At 72.2% G+C, this 20810-nt stretch carries 22 protein-coding genes; 14 read left to right on the forward strand and 8 right to left on the reverse strand.

Annotation, left to right across the window (positions count from 1 at the left end; genetic code table 11):
- Positions 1–348: 348 nt before the first annotated feature.
- Positions 349–1098 carry an LOG family protein gene (locus BLV72_RS22605; RefSeq protein ID WP_093464461.1) on the forward strand — a complete coding sequence of 250 codons (750 nt, stop codon included), beginning with the start codon at positions 349–351 and terminating at the stop codon, positions 1096–1098.
- Positions 1099–1178: 80 nt separating this feature from the next.
- Here BLV72_RS22605 and folP read toward each other — a convergent pair whose 3' ends face one another.
- Positions 1179–2039, reverse strand: coding sequence for a dihydropteroate synthase (gene folP / locus BLV72_RS22610; RefSeq protein WP_059145252.1), 861 nt, complete (start codon positions 2037–2039; stop codon positions 1179–1181).
- Between the two features lie 138 nt (positions 2040–2177).
- On the opposite strand from folP, the gene BLV72_RS47360 reads away from it, so the two are divergent.
- Both BLV72_RS47360 and BLV72_RS22620 read left to right on the forward strand, forming a co-directional pair.
- Positions 2178–2675, forward strand: coding sequence for a DivIVA domain-containing protein (locus tag BLV72_RS47360; protein ID WP_167746388.1), 498 nt, complete (start codon positions 2178–2180; stop codon positions 2673–2675).
- A complete protein-coding gene (locus BLV72_RS22620; protein WP_093464462.1) occupies positions 2672–3268 on the forward strand; it encodes a DNA-3-methyladenine glycosylase I in 597 nt (198 codons plus the stop codon). Before BLV72_RS47360 ends, BLV72_RS22620 begins: the two co-directional genes overlap by 4 nt.
- Positions 3269–3364: 96 nt before the next feature.
- Here BLV72_RS22620 and chcB read toward each other — a convergent pair whose 3' ends face one another.
- Positions 3365–4171, reverse strand: coding sequence for a 2-cyclohexenylcarbonyl CoA isomerase (gene chcB / locus BLV72_RS22625; protein WP_093464463.1), 807 nt, complete (start codon positions 4169–4171; stop codon positions 3365–3367).
- Positions 4172–4531: 360 nt separating this feature from the next.
- Between chcB and BLV72_RS22630 the strand changes: the two genes are divergently transcribed.
- On the forward strand, positions 4532–4699 hold the full coding sequence (locus tag BLV72_RS22630) for a DUF3117 domain-containing protein (protein WP_003966491.1): 168 nt from the start codon (positions 4532–4534) through the stop codon (positions 4697–4699).
- 131 nt (positions 4700–4830) lie between these two features.
- Here the strand turns inward: BLV72_RS22630 and BLV72_RS22635 are convergent, their stop codons facing one another.
- The gene (locus BLV72_RS22635; protein ID WP_093464465.1) at positions 4831–5496 is read right to left on the reverse strand and encodes an O-methyltransferase; all 666 of its coding nucleotides are present in this window, start codon (positions 5494–5496) and stop codon (positions 4831–4833) included.
- A 130-nt stretch (positions 5497–5626) separates the two neighbouring features.
- Between BLV72_RS22635 and sigE the strand changes: the two genes are divergently transcribed.
- The 5 genes from sigE to BLV72_RS22660 all read left to right on the forward strand — a co-directional run bounded on the left by sigE (position 5627) and on the right by BLV72_RS22660 (position 10898).
- Positions 5627–6445, forward strand: coding sequence for an RNA polymerase sigma factor SigE (gene sigE / locus BLV72_RS22640; protein WP_079059467.1), 819 nt, complete (start codon positions 5627–5629; stop codon positions 6443–6445).
- Entirely contained in the window at positions 6442–7365 is a 924-nt protein-coding gene (locus BLV72_RS22645; protein WP_093464466.1) for an anti-sigma factor family protein, read from the forward strand. Before sigE ends, BLV72_RS22645 begins: the two co-directional genes overlap by 4 nt.
- Positions 7366–7761: 396 nt before the next feature.
- Positions 7762–9549, forward strand: a complete 1788-nt coding sequence (locus BLV72_RS22650; RefSeq protein ID WP_093464468.1) for a trypsin-like peptidase domain-containing protein — start codon at positions 7762–7764, stop codon at positions 9547–9549.
- 100 nt (positions 9550–9649) lie between these two features.
- A complete protein-coding gene (locus BLV72_RS22655; RefSeq protein ID WP_093464469.1) occupies positions 9650–10120 on the forward strand; it encodes a sec-independent translocase in 471 nt (156 codons plus the stop codon).
- Positions 10121–10238: 118 nt separating this feature from the next.
- A complete protein-coding gene (locus BLV72_RS22660; RefSeq protein ID WP_093464471.1) occupies positions 10239–10898 on the forward strand; it encodes a hypothetical protein in 660 nt (219 codons plus the stop codon).
- 89 nt (positions 10899–10987) lie between these two features.
- On the opposite strand, the gene BLV72_RS22665 is transcribed toward BLV72_RS22660, so the two are convergent.
- The 3 genes from BLV72_RS22665 to BLV72_RS22675 are packed head-to-tail and all read right to left on the reverse strand — an operon-like array spanning position 10988 to position 13989.
- A complete protein-coding gene (locus BLV72_RS22665) occupies positions 10988–12142 on the reverse strand; it encodes an Mrp/NBP35 family ATP-binding protein (protein ID WP_093464472.1) in 1155 nt (384 codons plus the stop codon).
- A 58-nt stretch (positions 12143–12200) separates the two neighbouring features.
- Positions 12201–12716 carry a DUF1003 domain-containing protein gene (locus BLV72_RS22670; RefSeq protein WP_093464474.1) on the reverse strand — a complete coding sequence of 172 codons (516 nt, stop codon included), beginning with the start codon at positions 12714–12716 and terminating at the stop codon, positions 12201–12203.
- Positions 12706–13989, reverse strand: a complete 1284-nt coding sequence (locus BLV72_RS22675; protein ID WP_093464475.1) for a magnesium transporter MgtE N-terminal domain-containing protein — start codon at positions 13987–13989, stop codon at positions 12706–12708. The genes BLV72_RS22670 and BLV72_RS22675 overlap by 11 nt, the downstream gene beginning before the upstream one ends.
- A gap of 187 nt (positions 13990–14176) precedes the next feature.
- Between BLV72_RS22675 and BLV72_RS22680 the strand changes: the two genes are divergently transcribed.
- Entirely contained in the window at positions 14177–14926 is a 750-nt protein-coding gene (locus BLV72_RS22680; RefSeq protein ID WP_093464477.1) for a hypothetical protein, read from the forward strand.
- 159 nt (positions 14927–15085) lie between these two features.
- Here the strand turns inward: BLV72_RS22680 and BLV72_RS22685 are convergent, their stop codons facing one another.
- A complete protein-coding gene (locus BLV72_RS22685; RefSeq protein WP_093464478.1) occupies positions 15086–15631 on the reverse strand; it encodes a hypothetical protein in 546 nt (181 codons plus the stop codon).
- An 85-nt stretch (positions 15632–15716) separates the two neighbouring features.
- Between BLV72_RS22685 and BLV72_RS22690 the strand changes: the two genes are divergently transcribed.
- On the forward strand, positions 15717–16676 hold the full coding sequence (locus BLV72_RS22690; protein WP_244320918.1) for a DMT family transporter: 960 nt from the start codon (positions 15717–15719) through the stop codon (positions 16674–16676).
- 75 nt (positions 16677–16751) lie between these two features.
- Here BLV72_RS22690 and BLV72_RS22695 read toward each other — a convergent pair whose 3' ends face one another.
- Positions 16752–17852 carry a magnesium and cobalt transport protein CorA gene (locus tag BLV72_RS22695; RefSeq protein ID WP_093464481.1) on the reverse strand — a complete coding sequence of 367 codons (1101 nt, stop codon included), beginning with the start codon at positions 17850–17852 and terminating at the stop codon, positions 16752–16754.
- 447 nt (positions 17853–18299) lie between these two features.
- Here BLV72_RS22695 and BLV72_RS22700 point away from each other — a divergent pair, with 447 nt between their 5' ends.
- The 3 genes from BLV72_RS22700 (at position 18300) to BLV72_RS22710 (ending at position 20742) form a co-directional block, all read left to right on the forward strand.
- Positions 18300–18905: a suppressor of fused domain protein gene (locus tag BLV72_RS22700; RefSeq protein ID WP_093464483.1), complete on the forward strand. Its 606-nt coding sequence runs from the start codon at positions 18300–18302 to the stop codon at positions 18903–18905.
- A 190-nt stretch (positions 18906–19095) separates the two neighbouring features.
- Positions 19096–19737: a DUF6758 family protein gene (locus BLV72_RS22705; protein WP_059145236.1), complete on the forward strand. Its 642-nt coding sequence runs from the start codon at positions 19096–19098 to the stop codon at positions 19735–19737.
- Between the two features lie 150 nt (positions 19738–19887).
- Positions 19888–20742 (forward strand): PHP domain-containing protein, encoded by an 855-nt coding sequence (locus BLV72_RS22710; protein WP_093464485.1) that lies wholly within the window; start codon positions 19888–19890, stop codon positions 20740–20742.
- Positions 20743–20810 lie beyond the last annotated feature (68 nt).

Raw genomic sequence — 20810 nt, forward strand, 5'->3', positions numbered from 1 at the left:
TCCGCCCCAGACCTCGCTCCTCAATCGCCGGAGGGGCTGGAGTGCCGCCGCGAGGGGGCCCGGCCCTCGGCCCCCGCCGGGGCTCCGCCCCCGGCACCGGGGTCTGGGGCGGAGCCCCGCACGCGGCGGAGCCGCAAATGGATGGGTGCCGGGGAGGGGCGGGGAGCAGCCCGCCGCAGGCGTCTAGGTCCGTCGGGCACCCGCCGGCGGCACCGGGCGGCCGTTGGACCTGTGATCAGCGGTTCGGTGGGTGAGCGTGGCCGGGATTTCGGCTCGAAGCCGCCCGGGGGGCCTACTCTGAACCACAGATCTTTGACCAGATCTTGGTCTTGGCGAAGGGAGCACACAGTGGGCAACGCCGAAGAAGAGCGAGCGCTGCACGAGCAGCGTCTGGGCCCGGTCGTGCGCCGCCGCCACCAGATGCGACCCGAGACGACCGATCAGCGGCTCCTGGACACCCGGGGGGCCACGCACTGGGTGCACGAGGACCCGTTCCGGGTGATGCGCATCCAGTCGGAGTTCGTCGAGGGCTTCGGCACCCTGGCGGAGCTCGGCCCGGCGATCAGCGTGTTCGGCTCCGCCCGTACGCCCGAGGGGTCCCCGGAGTACGAGGCGGGGGTGCGGATCGGCCGGGCCCTCGTCGAGGCGGGCTTCGGGGTGATCACCGGCGGCGGCCCGGGCGCGATGGAGGCCGCCAACCGCGGCGCGACCGAGGCGGGCGGCGTCTCGGTCGGCCTGGGCATCGAGCTGCCGTACGAGCAGGGCCTGAACCCGTACGTCGACATCGGCGTCAACTTCCGCTACTTCTTCGTGCGAAAGACGATGTTCGTGAAGTATGCCCAGGGGTTCGTGGTGCTGCCCGGCGGGCTCGGCACGCTCGACGAGTGCTTCGAGGCGCTCACCCTCGTCCAGACCAAGAAGGTCACCCGCTTCCCGATCGTCCTTTTCGGCAGCGCCTACTGGAAGGGCCTGGTCGACTGGCTCACGAACACCCTGATCGCGGAGGGCAAGGCGTCCCCGCACGATCTGGACCTGTTCCACCTCACCGACGACATCGACGAAGTGATCGACCTGGTCACCAAGGAGTCCGGCGTCTGACGGCGGGCTCCTCGCGCCCCGCCGGGCCGGTGCCCGGCGGGGCGGTCCCCGCCCGCCCGGCCGGTCCGCGGCGGGCTTCCTCAGGCCAGTCCCCGGCGGGCGACCGCCGGGGGCCGGTGGCCCGCGATGGACGACACCATGTCCAGCACCTGACGGGTCTCGGCCACCTCGTGCACCCGGTAGATCCGGGCCCCCAGCCAGGCCGATACGGCGGTCGTCGCGAGCGTGCCGATCAGCCGCTCCTTGACCGGCCGGTCCAGGCTCTCGCCGACGAAGTCCTTGTTGGACAGCGAGACCAGGACGGGCCAGCCGGTCTCCGTCAACTCGCCCAGCCGGCGCGTCGCCTCCAGTGAGTGGCGGGTGTTCTTACCGAAGTCATGGCCCGGGTCGATCATGATCCCGTCGCGCCGCACCCCCAGTTCGAGGGCGCGCTCCGCGAGGTCCAGGGTGACCCGCAGGATGTCCTCCACCACATCGTCGTAGCCGATCCGGTGCGGGCGGGTGCGCGGCCGGGCCCCGCCCGCGTGGGTGCACACCAGCCCGACGCCGTGGCGGGCGGCGACCTCGGCCAGCTTGGGGTCGACCCCGCCCCAGGCGTCGTTGAGCACATCCGCGCCCGCGGCGCAGACCGCCTCGCCGACCTCATGGCGCCAGGTGTCCACGCTGATCACCACGTCCGGATGGCGCCTGCGCACCTCGGCCACGAAGCCCACTGTGCGGCGCGCCTCCTCCTCGGCGCTCACCTCGTCACCCGGTCCGGCCTTGACGCCGCCGATGTCGATGATCGCGGCGCCGTCGGCGATGGCCTGCTCCACGCGGGCCAGGGCGGGCTCGTCGCGGAAGGTCGCCCCCTGGTCGTAGAACGAATCGGGCGTCCGGTTCACGATCGCCATGATCACCCGCTCGTTCTCGCCGAACTCACGTCGTCCCAGCCGCAGCATCCGAACTTCCTTCATGTCTTCTTCCAGGTTGCGGGCAGCGACGATAACTGTCGGAGGGGCATGGCACGATCGGGGCAGACAGTTATCGAGGCCGACGGACACAGACTCAACCATGCATCTGACGGGGAGACGATCACCGTGTTCTTGTTCTTGCTGATCGCGCTGGTCGTGGTGGTCGGCGGGGTCACGCTCGCCGTCGTCGGCGGTGGTGACGGCCCGCTCACCGAGGCGCCCCCGGACCGCTTGGACGAGCCGCTGCCCGCCGACCGGCCGCTGGCGCGCGCCGACGTGGAGGCGCTGCGGCTCCCCATGACGCTGCGGGGCTACCGGATGGCGGATGTCGACGATGTGCTGGGCCGCCTCGGTGCCGAGCTCGCCGAGCGCGACGCCCGGATCGCCGAGCTGGAGGCGGCGCTCGCGGGCCCGCACCCGAAGTCGTCGTCGCCCCCCGGGCCCGGCCCCGACCCCCTGTCGGCCCCGGAGAGCGACCACGGCTTCGGGCGGGGCGGCCCCGAGGGCCAGGGCCCCGAGTGGCCCGGCTTCGACGAGGACGGCTTCGAGGGAAATCTCTTCGAGGGGCGCGGATATGACGGGCGCGGCTTCGAGGGACACGGCTACGAAGGGCATGGCGCATGAGCGGGCAGGGTGTGGTTCCGGGGCCGGACGGTCTGTTGCGCTGTCCCTGGGGGCTGGAGGCCGAGACCATGGCCGACTACCGCGTCTACCACGACACGGAGTGGGGCCGCCCGGTCCATGGCGATGACGCGCTCTATGAGCGGATCTGTCTGGAGGCGTTCCAGTCCGGGCTGTCCTGGCTGACGATCCTGCGCCGCCGGGAGGGGTTCCGGGCCGCCTTCGCCGACTTCTCGATCGCGAAGGTCGCGGAGTTCACCGAGGCCGATGAGCAGCGGCTGATCGCCGACCCCGGGATCATCCGCAACCGGGCCAAGATCGCCGCCACGATCTCCAACGCCCGCGCCGCGGCGGCCCTGGCACCCGGTGAGCTGGACGAGCTGATCTGGTCCCATGCCCCGGCCCCCGACGGCCGCCCCGTCCCGCGGACCGCCACCGATGTCGCGGCGATCACCGCGGAGTCCACGGCCCTCAGCCGCGACCTCAAGAAGCGCGGCTTCCGCTTCGTCGGCCCCACCACGGCCTATGCCCTGATGCAGGCATGCGGCCTGGTCAACGACCATCTGGCCGACTGCCACAGCCGCGACGCGGTCTGATCGCCCCGGCCGTGACGCGGTCTGATCGCCACAGCCGCTCTGAGCCCCGGCCGCGACGCGCTTGAGCCCCGGCCGCCGGCGGCCGGGGCGAGTCGGTCAGCGGCCGGTGAACCTCGGCTTCTCCTTGTTCACGAACGCGTTCACCGCGATGGCGTGGTCGTCCGAGGCCCCCGCGCGGCGCTGCAGTTCGTCCTCCATGGCCAGCGACTCGGTGAGGGTGTGGCCCGCGGCGAAGGCCAGGGACTCCTTGAGCGCCGCATAGGCCGCGGTGGGGCCCTCGGCCAGCCGCCGGGCGACCGCCGCCGCCTCGGCGGCCAGCTCGTCGGCCGGGACCACCCGGTGGGCGATGCCCAGGTCGAGCGCCTCCTGGGCGTCGATACCGCGCGGGAAGAGCAGCAGATCCGCGGCGCGGCCGTATCCGATCAGCCGCTGAAGGGTCCAGGAGACCCCCGAGTCGGCGGTCAGCGCGACCCCGGCGAAGGAGGTGTTGAAGGAGGCGGTGTCGGCGATGATCCGGTAGTCGGCGGCGAAGGCGAAGCCCGCCCCGGCGCCCGCCGCGACGCCGTTGACGGCGGCGACCACGGGCTTCGGCATCCCGGCGATCGCGGTGACGATCGGGTTGTAGTGCAGCGCCACCGTGCTCATGGTCGAGCCCTCGCCGCTGCCGTCACGGTCGGCGGCCAGCAGACCGATGTGCTCCTTGAGGTCCTGGCCGACGCAGAAGGCCCGCTGCCCGGAGCCGGTGAGCAGCACCGCCCGCACCGCCGGGTCCTCCGCGGACTGCAGCAGCGCGTCGCGCAGCGCCACCTTGGTGTCGATGTTCAGGGCGTTCATCGCGTCGGGACGATTGAGCGTGATCGTCGCGAGGCCCTCGGCGAGGTCGTAGAGCACGGTGTCGGCCATGGCGGTCCTCCGGCGGTGAGGCGAGGCGAGTTGGCGGGTGGCTCGGGCGGCGGCCGCACCGGAGGGCCCGGGAAGGGACCCGCCGCGGCGGTCAGCGCACAGCATGCCGGAGATCATGACCGACCGACATGTGACCTGCGTCAAAGAACCGACCCTTCGTTCGGTGACGGCGGGCGTACGCTACCCCGACCCCCTCCCCGAATTGGGTGGTTTTGGGGGAGCGCCTCGTACAGGCGTTGCCGACCGATGTTGGTCATCGGGTCATGCCATGCGGGATAATGAGAGTGAAGCAACGTGTTCGATGCCGGTGACACCTGGGTTGTCGGCTGCGATGAGCTGGTTTCAGGAAGGGGAACGAGCATGGCGGCCATGAAGCCGCGGACGGGCGACGGCCCGCTCGAGGTGACCAAGGAGGGGCGGGGCATCGTCATGCGCGTTCCGCTCGAAGGCGGCGGTCGGCTCGTCGTCGAGCTGACACCGGACGAGGCCGACGCCCTCGGCGACGCCTTGAAGAAGGTCGTCGGCTGACGGCTTGCGGCCCACCATCACCCGCGCGCTGCCCCGGCGGCCGGTACGTCAGGTACCGACCGCCGGGGTAGCGCATGTAAGGGGTTCCGGGGGTTCCGCCATGAGGCGGCCGCCCGGCCGGGCCGGCCGTTTCAGCCCCGCTTGACCGCGCAGAGCAGGCCGTCGCCGACCGGCAGCAGGGACGACTGCAGCACGGTGGACTCCCGTACGGTCCGCAGCAGCTCGCGCACCCGCAGCACCTCCGTGGGCTGGGCGGCGGAGTCCACGGTCCGCCCGTTGGTGAAGACCCCCTCGAAGCAGACCAGCCCGCCGGGCCGCAGCAGACGCAACGATTCGGCGAGGTAGTCCAGGCACTCCAGCCGGTCGCCGTCGCAGAAGACCAGGTCGTATCCGCCGTCGGCCAGCCGGGGCAGCACATCCAGGGCGCGGCCGGGGATGAAGCGGGCCCGGTTCCCGGTGAACCCGGCCTCGCGGAACGCCTGCCGGGCGAACTGCTGCATCTCCGGCTCGGTGTCCACGGTGGTCAGCACGCCGTCCGGGCGCATTCCGCGCAGCAGATGGATCCCCGAGACGCCCGTCCCGGTGCCGATCTCGGCGACGACCTTGGCATCGGCGGCGGCAGCGAGCAGCCGCAGCGCGGCGCCGGTGCCCGCCGACACCGAGCGCAGCCCTGCCTCCCGGGCCCGGTCACGGGCCCAGTGAAGGGCTTCGTCCTCGGCGACGAATGCGTCGGCGAACGCCCAGCTCGTCTGCCGGTTGCCGGTAATGTCCCTCTCCTGTCCCCGTAGTTGGCGCAACGGTGACTGTATCCGCTGCGCACGGGAACCCGCAGATGGGACCAGGCGTTGTAGAAGCCGGGGGGACCGTATGGACCACGACCAAATGCAGGTCAAAAATGCTTATCCGGAGCTAACGGGCGAGGTGGATATGGTAGGGGCTCTACTGGACACCACCAGAGCCGACAGGGGAGGTGCGGCTGCGGCCGGTGACCGGCGAGTGCTGAAGCGCTTTCGCAGGTCAGTGGGCGAGCCGAAATCCGTGACCAACACCGCTGACCGTTCTCGCCCCCGTAGCCCAAAGGGCACGGGAGGTGCGCCCCTCGCCGAGCCCGCCACCACCGCGACCTTCGCCACGGACGCGGACGCGCCGGCGTGGACGCCTCCTACCTGGGAGGAGATCGTCAGCACGCACAGCGCACGGGTCTACCGCCTCGCGTACCGGCTCACCGGTAACCAGCACGACGCCGAGGACCTCACCCAGGAGGTGTTCGTCCGCGTCTTCCGCTCGCTGTCGACGTACACCCCGGGCACGTTCGAGGGCTGGCTGCACCGCATCACCACCAATCTCTTCCTCGACATGGTCCGCCGTCGGCAGCGCATCCGCTTCGACGCCCTCGGCGAGGACGCGGCGGAGCGGCTCCCCAGCCGTGAGCCCTCTCCCCAGCAGCACTTCAACGACACCCACTTCGACGCCGATGTGCAGCAGGCGCTGGACACCCTCGCCCCGGAGTTCCGCGCCGCCGTGGTGCTCTGTGACATCGAGGGGCTGTCCTATGAGGAGATCGCTGCCACACTGGGCGTCAAGTTGGGCACCGTGCGCAGCCGCATCCACCGCGGCCGCTCGCATCTGCGCAAGGCGCTGCAGCACCGTGCCCCCGCGGCGCGGACCGGTCAGCAGCATGAGGTCGCCGCGGTGGCGCCGCGTGTCACGGCCCCCCGGCTGAGCGGGGAGGTCGGAATCGCGTGACCCGATCAGGCGGTCCGTCCCCCGCCGAGCAGCATCTCGGCGACCGCCTTGCGGCTCTGGTCGACGGTGAGCTGGGGCATGACGCGCGTGAGCGCGTCCTCGCCCATCTCGCCACCTGCTGCAAGTGCAAGGCGGAAGCCGATGCTCAGCGTCGGCTGAAAAACGTGTTCGCCCAGACGGCGCCCCCGGCACCGTCGGAGGGCTTTCTGGCGCGTCTGCAGGGCCTCCCGGCCGCGGGCGACGACGGTATGGGCGGCTCCCCCTTCGGGGGCCCGAGCGTCTTCGGCCCGCGTGAGATGCGCGGCACCCCACGGGACGTGCGCGAGCTGCGTGATGTCCGGGAGCCGGAGGAGAGACGGGAGCGGGCGTTCGCCTTCGTGCCCGCGATGCCCCCGGGCACCGCGATCGCACCGGCGGCATCGGCCCGTGCCTCACGTCAGCGCGGCTTCAGGATCCATGAGGTCGAGCGCCCCGCCCCGCGCCGCAGGTTCGCCTTCGCGGCGGCCGGAGCGGTCTCGCTGGCGGCCTTCGCGCTCGGCGCCGCCCTTCCGCTGGACGCGGCGGTCGACCCCCCGGGAAGTTCGGCCGACGGTGCCGACACCGCGGTCGCCCCGGTCGAGGCCGACGCCGCCGTGAGCACGGGCGTGCGGGAGCGGACCCGCCAGGAGGTGGGGCTGCTGGCCACCACGGACACCCGGACGGGCACCCCGTCCCCGACGGCCACCCCGCATCCACCGGCTTTGCGCCAGCCCGTCGGGGCGGCGCTGAATCCGCTGATACAGCCGATCCTCTCGGTCACGGAGCTGCTGCGGACAGCGAACTCCACGCCCCCGGCCCCCGCGCCGACCCAGCTGGAGGTCCCGTCCCGGCCCACGTCGGGCGGCTCGCCGTATCTCGGGGTCAGCGCGCCCCCGAAGTAGTGCGACGGCGGTGACGGCGCGATGTCGCCGGCCGCCCGTCTCTTTGCCGATCATGACAAGGTCTTTTCGTCCGCGCTGCGCGAGCGCCGACGGACCTGGTTGAATCGGCTCCGGGCAGCGCGGCTCGGGAGGTGAGCCGAGGGGCGGTGCCCTGGTCCCGGATGCTTGGCCTTACCGGCCGGGGGCACTCCCAGCGGTGGCTGGGGTAAGCCGAAGGGCGCCGTAGTGTGTCCGGGTGCTTGGGCTGACCGGCCGGGGGTCACCTCCCAGCGGTAGCTGGGGGCGAGCCGAAGGGGCGCGTCGCTGTCGACCGTCGACAGGGGGTACCTCCCAGCGGTAGCCGGGGGAGACTGAGGCGCCCCGGAGGCGAACCGAGCCCTCAAAAAAGGGGAGATCATGGACGAGCCGAAGGCTCCCAAGCCGAAGTGGTGGAGCCGCCCGGTGGCCGCACGACCCGGCGACCGGTCGAGCGATGCGGCGGAGGGCGCCGAGGAGCGTACGGAGGCTGCCGCCGCGCAGGCGCCGCCGGAGCCGGTGGACGCGCCCGTGGAGGCCCGCGCGCCCGAGGAGGCGGCGCCCCGGCCGCTGCATGAGCCCGACCCGTACAGCACCCCGCCCTACGGCGGCCCCGGGCCCTGGGCCCCGGCACCGCCCGTCCAGCACCCGGTGGCGACCCCCGCGCAGGGCACGCATGTCCCGCCCGGAATCGCCCCGGCACCGCCTCAGGCAACCGGAATGGCCCAGGCCCCGCCCCAGCCCCCCGGCACGGCTCAGATGCCGCTGCAAGCCCCCGGAATGGCCCAGACGCCGCCTCAGGCCCCCGGGATGACCCCGCCCCACGGCACCACCCTGCCGCCCGCCGCGGGCCCCGTACCGGGGCAGAGCGCGCCCGTGCCCATGCCGTCGCACCCCGGGATGACCCCGCCGCACGGCACCCAGCTCCCGGTGGGTCCCGGAGAGCCCCACCGGCCCCCCGCCGCGATGGCGCAGCCCGCCCCGACCGCCCAGTGGCGCGGCTACGACCCCTGGGCCGTGGTCCCGTCGCCCGCCGCCCCCAAGACGCGGAAGACGGTCTCCCGCCGCGGCGCCTGGATCGCCGTGCTGCTGATCGCCCTGGTCGCGGGATGCGTCGGTGGCGGTATCGGCGCGTACGCGGAGCGGGACAACGCCTCCGGGGGCGTCGATGTGAAGCTGCCGCAGGCCCCGGTCGAGAAGGAGGCCAGGGCCCCGGGCAGCGTCGCCGGGATCGCCGCCGCCTCGCTGCCCGGCGTGGTGACGATCCATGTGCGCGGCAGCTCGGAGGAGGGCACCGGCACCGGCTTCGTCCTCGACAAGCAGGGCCATATCCTCACCAACAACCATGTCGTCCAGCCCGCCGGCGCGGACGGCGACATATCGGTGACGTTCAACAGCGGCCAGGACGCCAAGGCCGAGATCATCGGCCGCGACGCCGGTTATGACCTGGCGGTCGTCAAGGTCGACCGCGTCTCCGGGCTCACCCCGCTGCCGCTGGGCAACTCCGACTCCGTGCGCGTCGGCGACCCCGTCGTGGCCATCGGCGCCCCGTTCGATCTGGCCGGCACCGTCACCTCCGGGATCATCAGCGCCAAGGAGCGCCCGATCACCGCGGGCGGCGAGAAGGAGGACGGCAGCGACGTCAGCTATGTCGACGCGCTGCAGACCGATGCCCCGATCAACCCGGGCAACTCCGGCGGCCCCCTGGTGGACCGCAAGGGCCGGGTCATCGGGATCAACAGCGCGATCCGGGCGGCCGACGACGGCTCGGGCCTCGGGGGCGGCCAGGGCGGCAGCATCGGCCTGGGCTTCGCCATCCCGATCAACCAGGGCAAGCGGGTCGCCGAGGAGCTGATCAACACCGGGAAGGCCACCCATCCGGTGATCGGCGTGACCCTCGACATGGGCTACACGGGCGACGGCGCCCGGGTGAACACCAAGGGAGCCGGCAGCGGCCCGCCGGTCACCTCCGGCGGCCCCGGAGACAAGGCGGGGATCAAGGCCGGTGACGTGATCACGGAGGTGGACGGCGTCCCTGTGCACAGCGGACAGGAGCTGATCGTGAAGATCCGCAGCCACCGCCCCGGTGACCGGCTCGCGCTCACCGTCGAGCGCGGCGGCAAGACGCGCACCGCGGAGCTGACGCTGGGTTCGGCGAGCAGCGGCTGACGCGCGATGTTGGCCCGGCCGTCTCCCGCGCCGACCCCGCCGCCAGGTACGGTGTTGAGTGGCCCAGGCCGGGGCCCCAGACGTCTTGAGGAGCTGCAAGGTGTTGGACATAGGACCTCTCGAGCTTGTCGCGCTCGTTGTCCTTGCGGTGCTCGTCTTCGGCCCGGACAAGCTCCCGAAGGTGATTCGGGATGTCTCGCAGTTCATCCGGAAGATCCGGGAGTTCTCCGACAGCGCCAAGGAGGACATCCGCTCCGAGCTGGGGCCGGAGTTCAAGGACTTCGAGTTCGAGGACCTCAACCCCAAGACCTTCGTGCGCAAGCATGTGCTGGACTCCGATGAGCTCGGCCTGAAGGAGATCCGTAACGGCTTCGACCTCCGTAAGGAGATGGCGGAGGTCGCCGACGCGGTGCACGGCCGGGAGAGTGATCCGCCGCAGGGCTCTTCAGGGGCTTCCAACCCCACCCCGCCGTCCCTGTCCAAGGGCGACTCCAGCACGCCTGACCTGCTGCGCAAGCGCGAGGAGCCGAGCCGCGAGGAGCGTCCGCCTTTCGACTCCGACGCCACTTGATCCCCCCGTATGCCCGGCCTGGTTGACCCGTATGGCTATCCTCCCTTTGTCCGGGGTGAGGGTCGCCCGAGGGGGGCGGGCCGCCCACAACGCAGGGCAACGAGGAGGCCGCGCGCACATGGAGACCACGGGTCGGCTAGGGGAACGAGGGGTGGCAGCGGCTGCGCAGGGGTTGCCCGCCGACGCCCGGCGGAGCGTCGACGGCTATCTGATGGCCGGCTTTCCCTGGTACGGGCTTGACGAGGCGTTCACCGGCCCCCGCTGGCTGATGCAGGTGGGCGCGGCGGCCGATGGCATCGTCGAGTACGGCTCGACCGGCCATGGCGAGGAGCCGTCGCTGCGCGTCGAGACCGATATGGATCAGCAGCGCTTCACGGTGGTTGTCACCGTCGCCAGCCGCCCGGGGCGGGACAGCGCCGACGGCACCGGCAAGCTGGAGGCCACCTCGGTCTCCTCGGCCGCCTGGCTGGCCGGTTCCGGTCTGTTGTCGTGCACCTGGCCGACGCGGATGGAGCGGGCGCTGCGCCAGGACTGGCTGGACCAGCAGACCGCGATCGCCTGGGAGCTGGCGGACGATCTGGCGGGCGAGAGCTGGTCGCAGCTCTCGCTCCCGGTGGACGGAGTGCCGACCGACTTCCACTACCGCGAGTCGGAGTACGGCTGGGTGCTGGCCGGAACGGCGGGCGAGGACGTGCACATCGGGGCGTACGGGCGCGGGATGAGCGCCTACGGCCTGGGGTTCGCGGTGGTCAAGGACATCACCCGCTACGACTCGTAAGGCAGGCGCCAAAGGCTCAGGGGCGGCTTCCCGAGGAAGCCGCCCCTGAGCCGTGAGGCCGTGGCCGAGCGCGCGCTCAGAACCTGGCGCTAGAACTTGTTGCGCGGGGTGACGCCCAGCGACATGCCCGCGAGGCCGCGCTGCCGTCCGCCGATCTTGCCCGCGATCGCCTTGAGCGCACTGCCCGCCGGGGAGTCGGGGTCGGTCAGCACGACCGGCTTCCCCTCGTCGCCGCCCTCGCGCAGCCGTACGTCGATCGGGATGGAGCCCAGCACCGGCACCGTCGTGCCAGTGGTCCGGCTGAGCCCGTCGGCGACCACCTGGCCACCGCCGGTGCCGAAGACGTCGACCATCTCGTCGCAGTGCGGGCAGGGCAGCCCGGACATGTTCTCCACGACGCCGACGATCTTCTGATGGGTCTGGACGGCGATGGCACCGGCCCGCTCGGCGACCTCGGCGGCGGCCTGCTGTGGCGTCGTCACCACCAGGATCTCGGCGTTGGGCACCAGCTGGGCCACGGAGATCGCGATATCGCCGGTGCCCGGGGGGAGGTCGAGGAGCAGCACATCGAGGTCGCCCCAGTAGACATCGGCCAGGAACTGCTGGAGCGCGCGGTGCAGCATCGGGCCGCGCCAGACCACCGGGGCGTTCCCGGGGGTGAACATCCCGATCGAGATCACCTTCACGCCGTTCGCCGACGGCGGCATGATCATGTTCTCGACCTGGGTGGGCCGTCCGTCGGCGCCCAGCATGCGGGGCACCGAGTGGCCGTAGATGTCGGCGTCCACCACGCCGACCTTGAGCCCGTCGGCGGCCAGCGCGGCGGCCAGGTTGACCGTCACCGACGACTTGCCGACGCCGCCCTTGCCGGACGCCACCGCGTAGACCCGGGTCAGCGAGCCGGGCTTGGCGAACGGCACCTCGCGCTCGGCCTGGCCGCCGCGTAGCGAGGTGGCCAGCTCACGGCGCTGCTCGTCGCTCATCACATCGAGTTCGACCGTGACTCCGGTCACGCCCTCGACCTCGGCGACCGCCGTCCGCACGCTGTTGGTGATCGTGTCCCGCATCGGACAGCCGGAGACTGTGAGGTAGACCACCACGGCGACCGAGCCATCCGCCGCGATCTCGACGGATTTGACCATGCCGAGGTCGGTGATCGGCTTGTGGATCTCCGGGTCGTTGACCGTCGCGAGCGCGGCGCGTACCGCGTCTTCGCTCGGCGCTGGGAGGGTGTCGGTAGCCATACGGAGATGGTACGGCGCCGCGGGCGGGACGCGGGATGGCCGTCGGCGGTCACGTTCCTCACTCGGGCGGGGGTTCGCCGTGGACGCCGGGCCGCGGGGCGCTCCGTCCGCCGTCCGGCTCCCGGCGCAGGTCCTCCAGCTGGTCGCGGAGCCAGTCGCGGGTGGCGACCTCGCCCAGGCCCGTCCGCAGCGCCGCGATCTCCCGGGTGAGGAACTCGGTGTCGGCGATCGACCTCTCGTTCTGCTTGCGGTCCTGTTCGAGATTGACGCGGTCGCGGTCGGCCTGGCGGTACTGGGCCAGCAGGATCAGTGGGGCGGAGTACGACGCCTGGAGCGAGAGCATCAGCGTCAGGAAGATGAACGGGAACGGGTCGAACCGCAGCCGCGGCGGCGCCAGGATGTTCCAGGCCAGCCATAAGGCGACGAAGGCGGTCATCCAGGCGATGAACCGCCCGGTGCCCAGGAAGCGCGCGATCCGCTCCGACGCCTTGCCGAACGCCTCGGGGTCCCAGCGCGGCAGCGGGCTGCGGCGCCGCTCCTTGGGCCGGTCCAGCCGGACGCCCTCACCGTCCATCGGCGGCCTCCGGCAGCGCCATCCCGGCGTACAGCTCGCGCTCCCGCCAGTCGGAGGGCAGCAGATGGTCCAGCACGTCGTCGACCGTCACGGCGCCGAGCAGGGAGCCGGTCTCGTCCACGACGGGCGCCGCGAGCAGGTTGTAGATGGCCAGATGGCCGGCGATGACGGGCAGCGGGGTGTCCGGCGGCAGCGTCGGCAGATCGGTGTCGACGGACGCCCCGACGAGGGTGAACGGCGGGTCGCGCAGCAGCCGTTGGAAGTGGATGGTGCCCAGATAGCGGCCGGTGGGTGTCTGGTCGGGCGGGCGGCACACATAGACCTGGGCGGCGAGCGCGGGCGTCAGGTCCTGGTTGCGCACCCGGGCGAGGGCGTCCGCGATGGTGGCGTCCGGGCGCAGCACGATCGGCTCGGTCGTCATCAGACCGCCCGCCGACCCCTCCTCGTACGACATCAGCCGCCGCATGTCCGCCGCGTCGCGCGGGCGCATCAGGTCCAGCAGCCGCTCCTTGTCGGGCTCGGGGAGCTCGGAGAGCAGGTCGGCCGCGTCATCGGGGTCCATGGCCTCCAGGACGTCGGCCGCGCGCTCCTCCTTGAGCTTGCCGAGGATCTCCACCTGGTCGTCGTCGGGCAGCTCCTCCAGGACGTCCGCGAGCCGCTCGTCGTCCAGGGCCGCCGCCACCTCGCCCCGGCGCTTGGCGGACAGGTGGTGCAGCACATTGGCCAGATCGGCGGGGCGCAGCTGCTCGAAGGTGGCCAGCAGGTTCTCCGCGCCCTGGCCCTGCTCCTCCAGCGAGAAGCCGGTGACCGCCGACCAGTCCACGGTCAGCGCCTCGCCGCGGCGGCGCAGCGCGCCGGTCTTGCCGCGGCGCACGAAGACCTTGTCGATCTCCCACTCCCGGCGCGCGGGCAGCTGGGTCATCGCCACGTCGAGGACCGTCACCGGCTCGCCGGTCTCGACCAGGTGCACCGTGCGGTCGAGCAGTTCGCCGAGGACCAGGGTCTCGGTGGGGCGCTGTTCGAAGCGGCGCATGTTGAGCACACCGGTGGTGATGACCTGACCGGACTCCACACCGGTCACCCGCGTCATGGGCAGGAAGATCCGGCGGCGGCCGACCACCTCGACCACCAGGCCGAGCACTCGCGGCGGGCGGCCGGCCAGCCGCAGCATCGCCACGACATCGCGCACCCGCCCCACTTGGTCGCCGTTCGGGTCGAAGACGGCGACGCCCGCGAGATGCGAGACGAAGACCCGGGGGGCGCCTGCCGGCATGCCCTGCCTCCCCTCGTATATGGGGCTTTGTGGTGCTTCAACGTAATGATCCGCTCTTCACCGGGTTCAGGCTAACGTGCCCGCACCTGCCCTGCCGCCGGGCGAGGGCGGTACGGCACCCTGCGGACACCGCGGGACGGCACCGGTACGCTGCCCTACTGCACCGGCATCAGGAGGCAGAGCGGACGTGCGCACCCGGAACAGGGCTGTCGTTGCGGCGATGTGCGCGGGGTTGGCCGCCACGCTCGCCGCGTGTGGCGGCGGCGGTGGGGAAAAGGACCCCGACGCGGGGACGAACGGCGTGGGAAAGCTCCCCGCCACGAAGATCGAGAGCAAGGTCCGTCAGGCGGTCGCCGGCGCGAGTTCGGTGCGGCTCTCCGGCACGCTCGTCACCCAGGGAGCCACCTACAAGCTGAACATGCGGCTCAAGGCCGACGGCGGCACGGGCCAGGTCTCCACCAAGGGCTCCAGCTTCGAGCTGTTGCGCGTCGGCAAGGAGCTCTACCTCAAGGCCGACGCGGGCTTCTGGTCCCACGACGGCGGGGACGAGGGACACAGCGGCGCGGCCGACGCGGCCGGGAAGCTGGACGACAAGTATGTGAAGGTCCCTTCCGGCGACCCCTCCTACCAGCGGCTCAGCGGTTTCACCGATATGAAGCTGCTGCTGGACGGGCTGCTCGGGCTGCACGGCAAGGTCGCCACCGGCGACCACGGGCAGGTGGACGGCGTACGGACGATCCGCATCAGCGCCGGCAAGGCCGGTGAGGGGGGATCGCTCGATGTCTCCCTGGAGGGCCGGCCCTATCCGCTGCGGCTGCAGCGGGCGGGCGGCGCGGGCGTGATCCAGCTCGCAGACTGGAACAAGGGCTTCAAGCTCGCCGCCCCGGAGAAGGGCCATGTGCTCGACTACGGGCAGCAGATCCCGGAGACGCCGTAGTCGGCCCTACGGGCGCTGTAGCCGCGAGCACGGCCGTAAGGGCGAGGGCGCGTCCTTGAAGCCAGGGCGCGTCCTTACGGCGGGCGTCAGGGCTGGACCGCGGCCTTACGGGTGCGGACCCAGGACGCGGCCTTACCCGGCGTCAGAAGCTACGAACAGCTACGACGCGTCCTTACGGGCGCCACGGGCGCGCTTCTTGCGGCGGGCGAGCAGCTTTGGGAGCGCCGCCGGGATCGGCCGGCGGGTGGTCGCCGGGGACGGCAGCGGGGTCGCCGCCAGGGAGCCGGTGGGGTGTTCGGCGAGCGCTCCGGGCGCGGGCTCCAGCCGCAGCACCCGGCATTCGCACGCCCAGCGCTCCGCGATGCGGTCGGCGTCCGGCGCGTTCAGCCGCTTGCCCTTGAGCTCGTCGACCACCGAGGTCCACGCCTCGCTCCCCGGGGCCAGCTCGACCACCCGCGCGGGCCAGCCGACCAGGCGCCCGCCCTTGTCCTTGCTGCGCACAGTGACCGTGGCGCTTGCGCCGTCGGTCAGTCCGAGGCCCTGCAGGGGCTGCTCCTGGGGCCCGTCCCCGACGAGGCAGACCGCGCCCTCGTGCCAGATGTGCCACAGGGCGCGCGGGGCGCCCTCGGTGCCCTGGACCCAGATGAGGGCGGACTTCTTGGCCGCCTCCTCGACAAGGGCACGGTCCATCGGCGTCTGCGTCATGCCGACAGCCTAGGCCAGTCGGGCACCCGTCCCAGCCTGTGAAATGTCAGTTCCGTCGCCTGCTCATGCGCCTTACGCTGGCGCCGTGCCCACCGCCCGCGCCGCGCGCACCCCAGCCCACACCACCGCCCCCGCCGCACCCGGCGACGGCGGCCGTCCCGGTGGTGGCGTTCCCGTCGACATCGCGCTCCTTACGGTCGCCATCGCCGGTGTCTCGCTCTCCGCGCCGCTGGCCGCCGCGACGGTGGCGCCCGCGCTCGCCATCGCCTTCTGGCGCAACGCCATGGCGGTGGGCGCGCTCACCCCGTTCGCGCTGTGGCGCCACCGGGGCGAGCTGCGCGGGATGGGCCGCCGGGCGGCGCTGCTGTCGGTCGGGGCGGGGGCGCTGCTCGCGGTGCACTTCGGGGCCTGGCTGCCGAGCCTGCACATGACCTCCGTGGCCTCTTCGACCGCGCTGGTGACCACGACCCCCGTCTGGACGGCGCTGCTGCTGCGGCTGCGCGGCCACCGCCTGCCCACGCTCGCCTGGCTGGGCATGGGGCTGGCGATCCTCGGCGTGGTGATCCTCACCGGCGTCGATCTGTCCGCTTCCCCGCGCGCCCTGCTGGGCGACGCGCTCGCGCTGCTGGGCGGGGTGGCGGCGGCCGGGTATGTGCTGCTCGGGGCGGAGGTGCGCCGTTCGGTGAGCACCACCGCGTACGCCTATGTCTGCTACGCCACCACCAGCGTGCTCCTGCTGCTGACCTGCCTGGTGGCGGGCGCGCGGCTCGGCGGCTACAGCGGCACCACCTGGCTGCAGCTCGCCGTGCTGACGGTCACCGCACAACTGCTGGGGCACACCCTCATCAACCGGGTGGTCAAGGGTCTCGGCCCCTCCATCACCTCGACCGCGATCCTGCTGGAGACGCCGGGGGCGGCCCTGATCGCGGCCCTGTGGCTGGGCCAGATGCCGCCCGTGGCCGCCTACCCGGCGCTCGCGGTGATCCTCGGCGGGCTCGCGCTGGTCATCATGGCGGACGGCAGGAAGCCCCGCCCAGGCCGATGAAGGCCACCTCGGACGGGCCCGGCCGACAGGGGCCTCCGTCCGCTCGCGGTCCGGCCGTGCGGTCGGCCGTTGTCCCTACAGCCAGCCGTTGCGCTTGAAGCCGCGGTGGATCGCGAAGCAGATGCCCACGGTGACGACGAGCACGGTCGGGTAGCCGAACTTCCAGCGCAGCTCCGGCATGTAGTCGAAGTTCATGCCGTAGATCCCGGCGATCATCGTCGGCACGGCGAAGATCGCCGCCCAGGACGTGATCTTCCGCATGTCCTCGTTCTGCGCGACCGTGGCCTGCGCCAGATTGGCCTGGAGGATCGAGTTCAGCAGGTCGTCGAAGGCCAGCACCTGCTCGTTGACCCGCGCCAGATGGTCCGCGACATCCCGGAAGTAGGTCTGGATGTCCGGGTCCACCAGCCGCATCGGCCGCTCGCTCAGCAGCTGCATCGGCCGCAGCAGCGGCGAGACGGCCCGCTTGAACTCCAGGACCTCGCGCTTGAGCTGGTAGATCCGCCCCGCGTCGCCGCCCCGCCGGGAGGTCGCGGCCGAGAAGACATCGATCTCGACCTCGTCGATGTCGTCCTGGACCGCGTCGGCGACCGCGAGATAGCCGTCGACGACCTGGTCGGCGATGGCGTGCAGCACCGCGGAGGGGCCCTTGGCGAGCAGCTCGGGGTCCTGCTGGAGCCGGTGGCGCAGGGCGCGTAGCGAGCCCTGGCCGCCGTGCCGCACGGTCACGATGAAGTTCCGGCCGGTGAAGCACATCACCTCACCGGTCTCCACCACCTCGCTGGTCGAGGTGAGTTCGGCGTGCTCGACGTAGTGGATGGTCTTGAAGACGGTGAAGAGGGTGTCGTCGTACCGCTCCAGCTTGGGCCGCTGATGGGCCTGCACCGCGTCCTCGACCGCCAGTGGGTGCAGCCCGAACTCCTGGGCGATCCCCGCGAACTCGCGCTCGGTGGGCTCGTGCAGCCCGATCCAGGCGAATCCGCCCTCCTCGCGGACCCGCTCCATGGCCTTCGCCGGGCTCACGTGGTCGCTGACCCGCTTGCCGTCGCGGTAGACCCCGCAGTCGACCACGGCGCTGGTGACCGACGGGTCACGCGTCGCGTCGTACTCGCTGGAGGTACGGCCCCGGCGCAGGGCGGGGCGGACGGCTGCACGCAGGTCACGGATCATCGACATGACGGGCTCCTTCACGGGCCGGCCGTCAGCGGCGGGCGCGCGGCGCAGCGCTGCGCCCGGAAGGTGGACGTACGACACCCGGTGCCCGTACGTCCGCAAAGCGGGCGGCGCTCCGTGCGATGGCGCTGACGGAAGTTCGCGGAACTGAACAAAGCGGTACGAAGGCGCTCTACCGTCAGATGCCCTGGATGCGAGATGGCTTCGCGTGTTTCACCGCCGGGGGCGGGGTACGGAAGGCTTCAGATCATGGATTCGCATACCAACGGGAAACGACGGGAGAACTGTCGGTACTGCACGGTCGACTAGGATCCACCGCAGCCCCACCTCCTCCGGCCGGTCCCCCATGAGGGACGACGTGTAACTCCCTGGGCAGGGATTAAGGCTATCAGTCGGCAGAAGCGTTACGTCGCCGCTTTGCCCGTTCGATACGCGATCTATGCTCACCGCATGTCAGACGTTCTTCAGCTGGTCGAGGCCCGGTTGATCACGGCGCTGGGCGAGCCGGACGCCCGCGCCGCTATCACTTTCGTCGGTACGGACCGCATTGACGTGCTGCGATTCCGGGACGAGAGCGATGTGATCCGCTACGCCACTCTCGGCATGTCGGACCATCCGATGACCAGCCCGACCGCCGCCGTCGCCGACCCCCTGCGCGGGCCGCGCGCCGAGCTGGTGCTGACCGTACGGGCCGGCGGCCGCGGCCCCGACCTGGCCATCCTCGACGAGGTGCTCCGCCCGCTCGCCGTGCTGGCCGCCTCTCCTCAGGTCGAGGGGGTCGTGGTGACCCCCGGCGCGTCGCTGGAACTCGGCGGGCCGCTGTGGCCCGGGGCGTCCTTCAGCTCCGTCCTGGTCGCCGAACCGGGCGGTCTGGTCGAGGACTTGGAGCTGCTGGAGCCGATGGAGCCGGTGCGCTTCCTGCCGATGCTGCCGATGACCGCGAACGAGGCGGCGTGGAAGCGGGTGCACGGCGCCGGCGCCCTCCAGGACCGCTGGCTGCGGCACGGTACGGATCTGCGCGACCCGGTGCGATCCGAGGTGCCGCTGACGGGCTGAGGGCCGTCAGGACGTCGGTCGCGGGGTCTCCGGAGCCCGGAGAACGTCGGCGGCGACGGCCCGTCCCTCCCGGGCGGGGCGCCGGACGGGAACGTCTGCGGGACGCCGGACGGGAACTCCTGCGGGAAGTGCCCTCCGGACGGGTGATCGTCCTTGACGCGACGACGACCGGGGAGGACCGTGGGGGCCTATGAGGGGCGAACCCAGTTGCCCGAAATGCGGTGGCCGGGTGCGAGCACCCGGTCTCTTCGCCGACTCCTGGCAGTGCGGAGTGCACGGCACGGTGCACCCTCAACAGCCGGTCGTTCCGCCGAGCGTCGAAGCGCTCGTGGTGGTCACCAACCGCGCCCGGGTGCCCGTATGGATGCCGTGGCCGCTGCCCGTGGGCTGGCTGTTCACCGGTGTGGCCTGTGCCGGGGACGACCGTAGCGGCGGCCGGGCCACCGCCGTGGCCTGCTCCGGCCCGGGACCGCTGGGCGGCCCGGGGGAGCTGCTGCTGATCGCCGAGGAGCTGGGCGTCGGGCTCGGCGCGCGCTTCGCGGGCATCCCGGGGCCCGATCCGGGGCCGGGGATGCGGGTCGACAAGCCGCCGCACGTCAAGGTGCTGGCCGCCGGGCGGCCCACCCCGCTGTGGCATGTCGAAGGCACCCCGGACGACCGCGCCGTCTTCGCGGGCGAGGCGTGCGGGCTGTGGCTGTGGGCGGTCGTCTGGCCCGAGCAGACCGGGCTGCTGATGTACGACGAGATGGTGCTCACCGATCTGCGGGACGCGGGGGCCGAGGTCGACCTGGTCCCCTGCGGGGCGCTCTCACCGAGGCTGCTCTCGCCCTGATCCGCCCCGCGGCCGAAGTCCTACCGTCGGAGCCTCGCCGCTGGTGGCGGCTTCAGCACAGGTCAAGGGGCGCTGACCCGGGCATCTTCGGGCGTGGTTATGCTGGGGCGTCCCACCGGTCCGTCCCGAACGCAGCTTGGAGCCCGTGCCGTGCGCATCGATCTGCACACCCACTCCACTGCCTCGGACGGTACGGACACCCCCGCCGAGCTGGTGCGCAATGCCGCCGCCGCGGGGCTGGACGTCGTCGCGCTCACGGACCACGACACCGTCGGCGGCTATGCGGAGGCGACGCGGGCGCTGCCCTCCGGGCTGACCCTGGTCACCGGCGCCGAGCTGTCCTGCCGCCTGAACGGGGTGAGCCTGCACATGCTGGCGTACCTCTTCGACCCGGGCGAGCCCGAGCTGGCGGCCGAGCGCGAGCTGGTGCGTGACGACCGGGTGCCCCGGGCCCAGGCGATGGTCGCGAAGCTGCGCGAGCTGGACGTGCCGATCACCTGGGAGCGGGTGGCGGAGATCGCCGGGGACGGAGCCGTCGGACGGCCGCACATCGCCACCGCGCTGGTCGAGCTGGGCGTCGTGGAGAGCGTTTCGGACGCCTTCACCCAGGACTGGCTGGCCGACGGCGGCCGGGCGCATGTGGCGAAGCACGAGTCGGACCCCTTCGAGGCGATCCGGCTGATCAAGGGCGCCGGCGGGGTCGCGGTCTTCGCGCATCCGCGGGCCGTCAAGCGGGGCCAGTGCGTACCCGAGAGCGCGATCGGCGAGCTGGCGGCGGCGGGTCTCGACGGTATCGAGGTCGACCACATGGACCACGACGAGGACACCCGCGCGCGGCTGCGCGGCCTCGCCGCCGAGCTCGGTCTGCTCGCCACCGGCTCCAGCGACTATCACGGCAGCCGTAAGACCTGTCGGCTCGGCGAGTACACGACCGATCCCGAGGTCTACGGGGAGATCGTGCGCCGGGCCACCGGCGCCTTCCCGGTGCCGGGCGCGGGCGGCTGAGCACGCCCCTCCCGCCGTCCCTCCCCTCCTCCCGGCTTCCCTTCTCCCCGCCTTCCCTCCATTTCCCG

Source organism: Streptomyces melanosporofaciens (genome assembly GCF_900105695.1).
GTDB lineage: Bacteria > Actinomycetota > Actinomycetes > Streptomycetales > Streptomycetaceae > Streptomyces > Streptomyces antimycoticus.

Bases quoted from the DNA above. Each gene is read 5' to 3' on its own strand.
- folP (WP_059145252.1), bottom strand. From the start codon at position 2,039: ATGCTGCGGCTGGGACGACGTGAGTTCGGCGAGAACGAGCGGGTGATC.
- BLV72_RS22620 (WP_093464462.1), top strand. From the start codon at position 2,672: ATGAGCGGGCAGGGTGTGGTTCCGGGGCCGGACGGTCTGTTGCGCTGT.
- chcB (WP_093464463.1), bottom strand. From the start codon at position 4,171: ATGGCCGACACCGTGCTCTACGACCTCGCCGAGGGCCTCGCGACGATC.
- BLV72_RS22630 (WP_003966491.1), top strand. From the start codon at position 4,532: ATGGCGGCCATGAAGCCGCGGACGGGCGACGGCCCGCTCGAGGTGACC.
- sigE (WP_079059467.1), top strand. From the start codon at position 5,627: ATGGTAGGGGCTCTACTGGACACCACCAGAGCCGACAGGGGAGGTGCG.
- BLV72_RS22650 (WP_093464468.1), top strand. From the start codon at position 7,762: ATGGACGAGCCGAAGGCTCCCAAGCCGAAGTGGTGGAGCCGCCCGGTG.
- BLV72_RS22660 (WP_093464471.1), top strand. From the start codon at position 10,239: ATGGAGACCACGGGTCGGCTAGGGGAACGAGGGGTGGCAGCGGCTGCG.
- BLV72_RS22665 (WP_093464472.1), bottom strand. From the start codon at position 12,142: ATGGCTACCGACACCCTCCCAGCGCCGAGCGAAGACGCGGTACGCGCC.
- BLV72_RS22670 (WP_093464474.1), bottom strand. From the start codon at position 12,716: ATGGACGGTGAGGGCGTCCGGCTGGACCGGCCCAAGGAGCGGCGCCGC.
- BLV72_RS22675 (WP_093464475.1), bottom strand. From the start codon at position 13,989: ATGCCGGCAGGCGCCCCCCGGGTCTTCGTCTCGCATCTCGCGGGCGTC.
- BLV72_RS22685 (WP_093464478.1), bottom strand. From the start codon at position 15,631: ATGACGCAGACGCCGATGGACCGTGCCCTTGTCGAGGAGGCGGCCAAG.
- BLV72_RS22695 (WP_093464481.1), bottom strand. From the start codon at position 17,852: ATGTCGATGATCCGTGACCTGCGTGCAGCCGTCCGCCCCGCCCTGCGC.
- BLV72_RS22700 (WP_093464483.1), top strand. From the start codon at position 18,300: ATGTCAGACGTTCTTCAGCTGGTCGAGGCCCGGTTGATCACGGCGCTG.
- BLV72_RS22705 (WP_059145236.1), top strand. From the start codon at position 19,096: ATGAGGGGCGAACCCAGTTGCCCGAAATGCGGTGGCCGGGTGCGAGCA.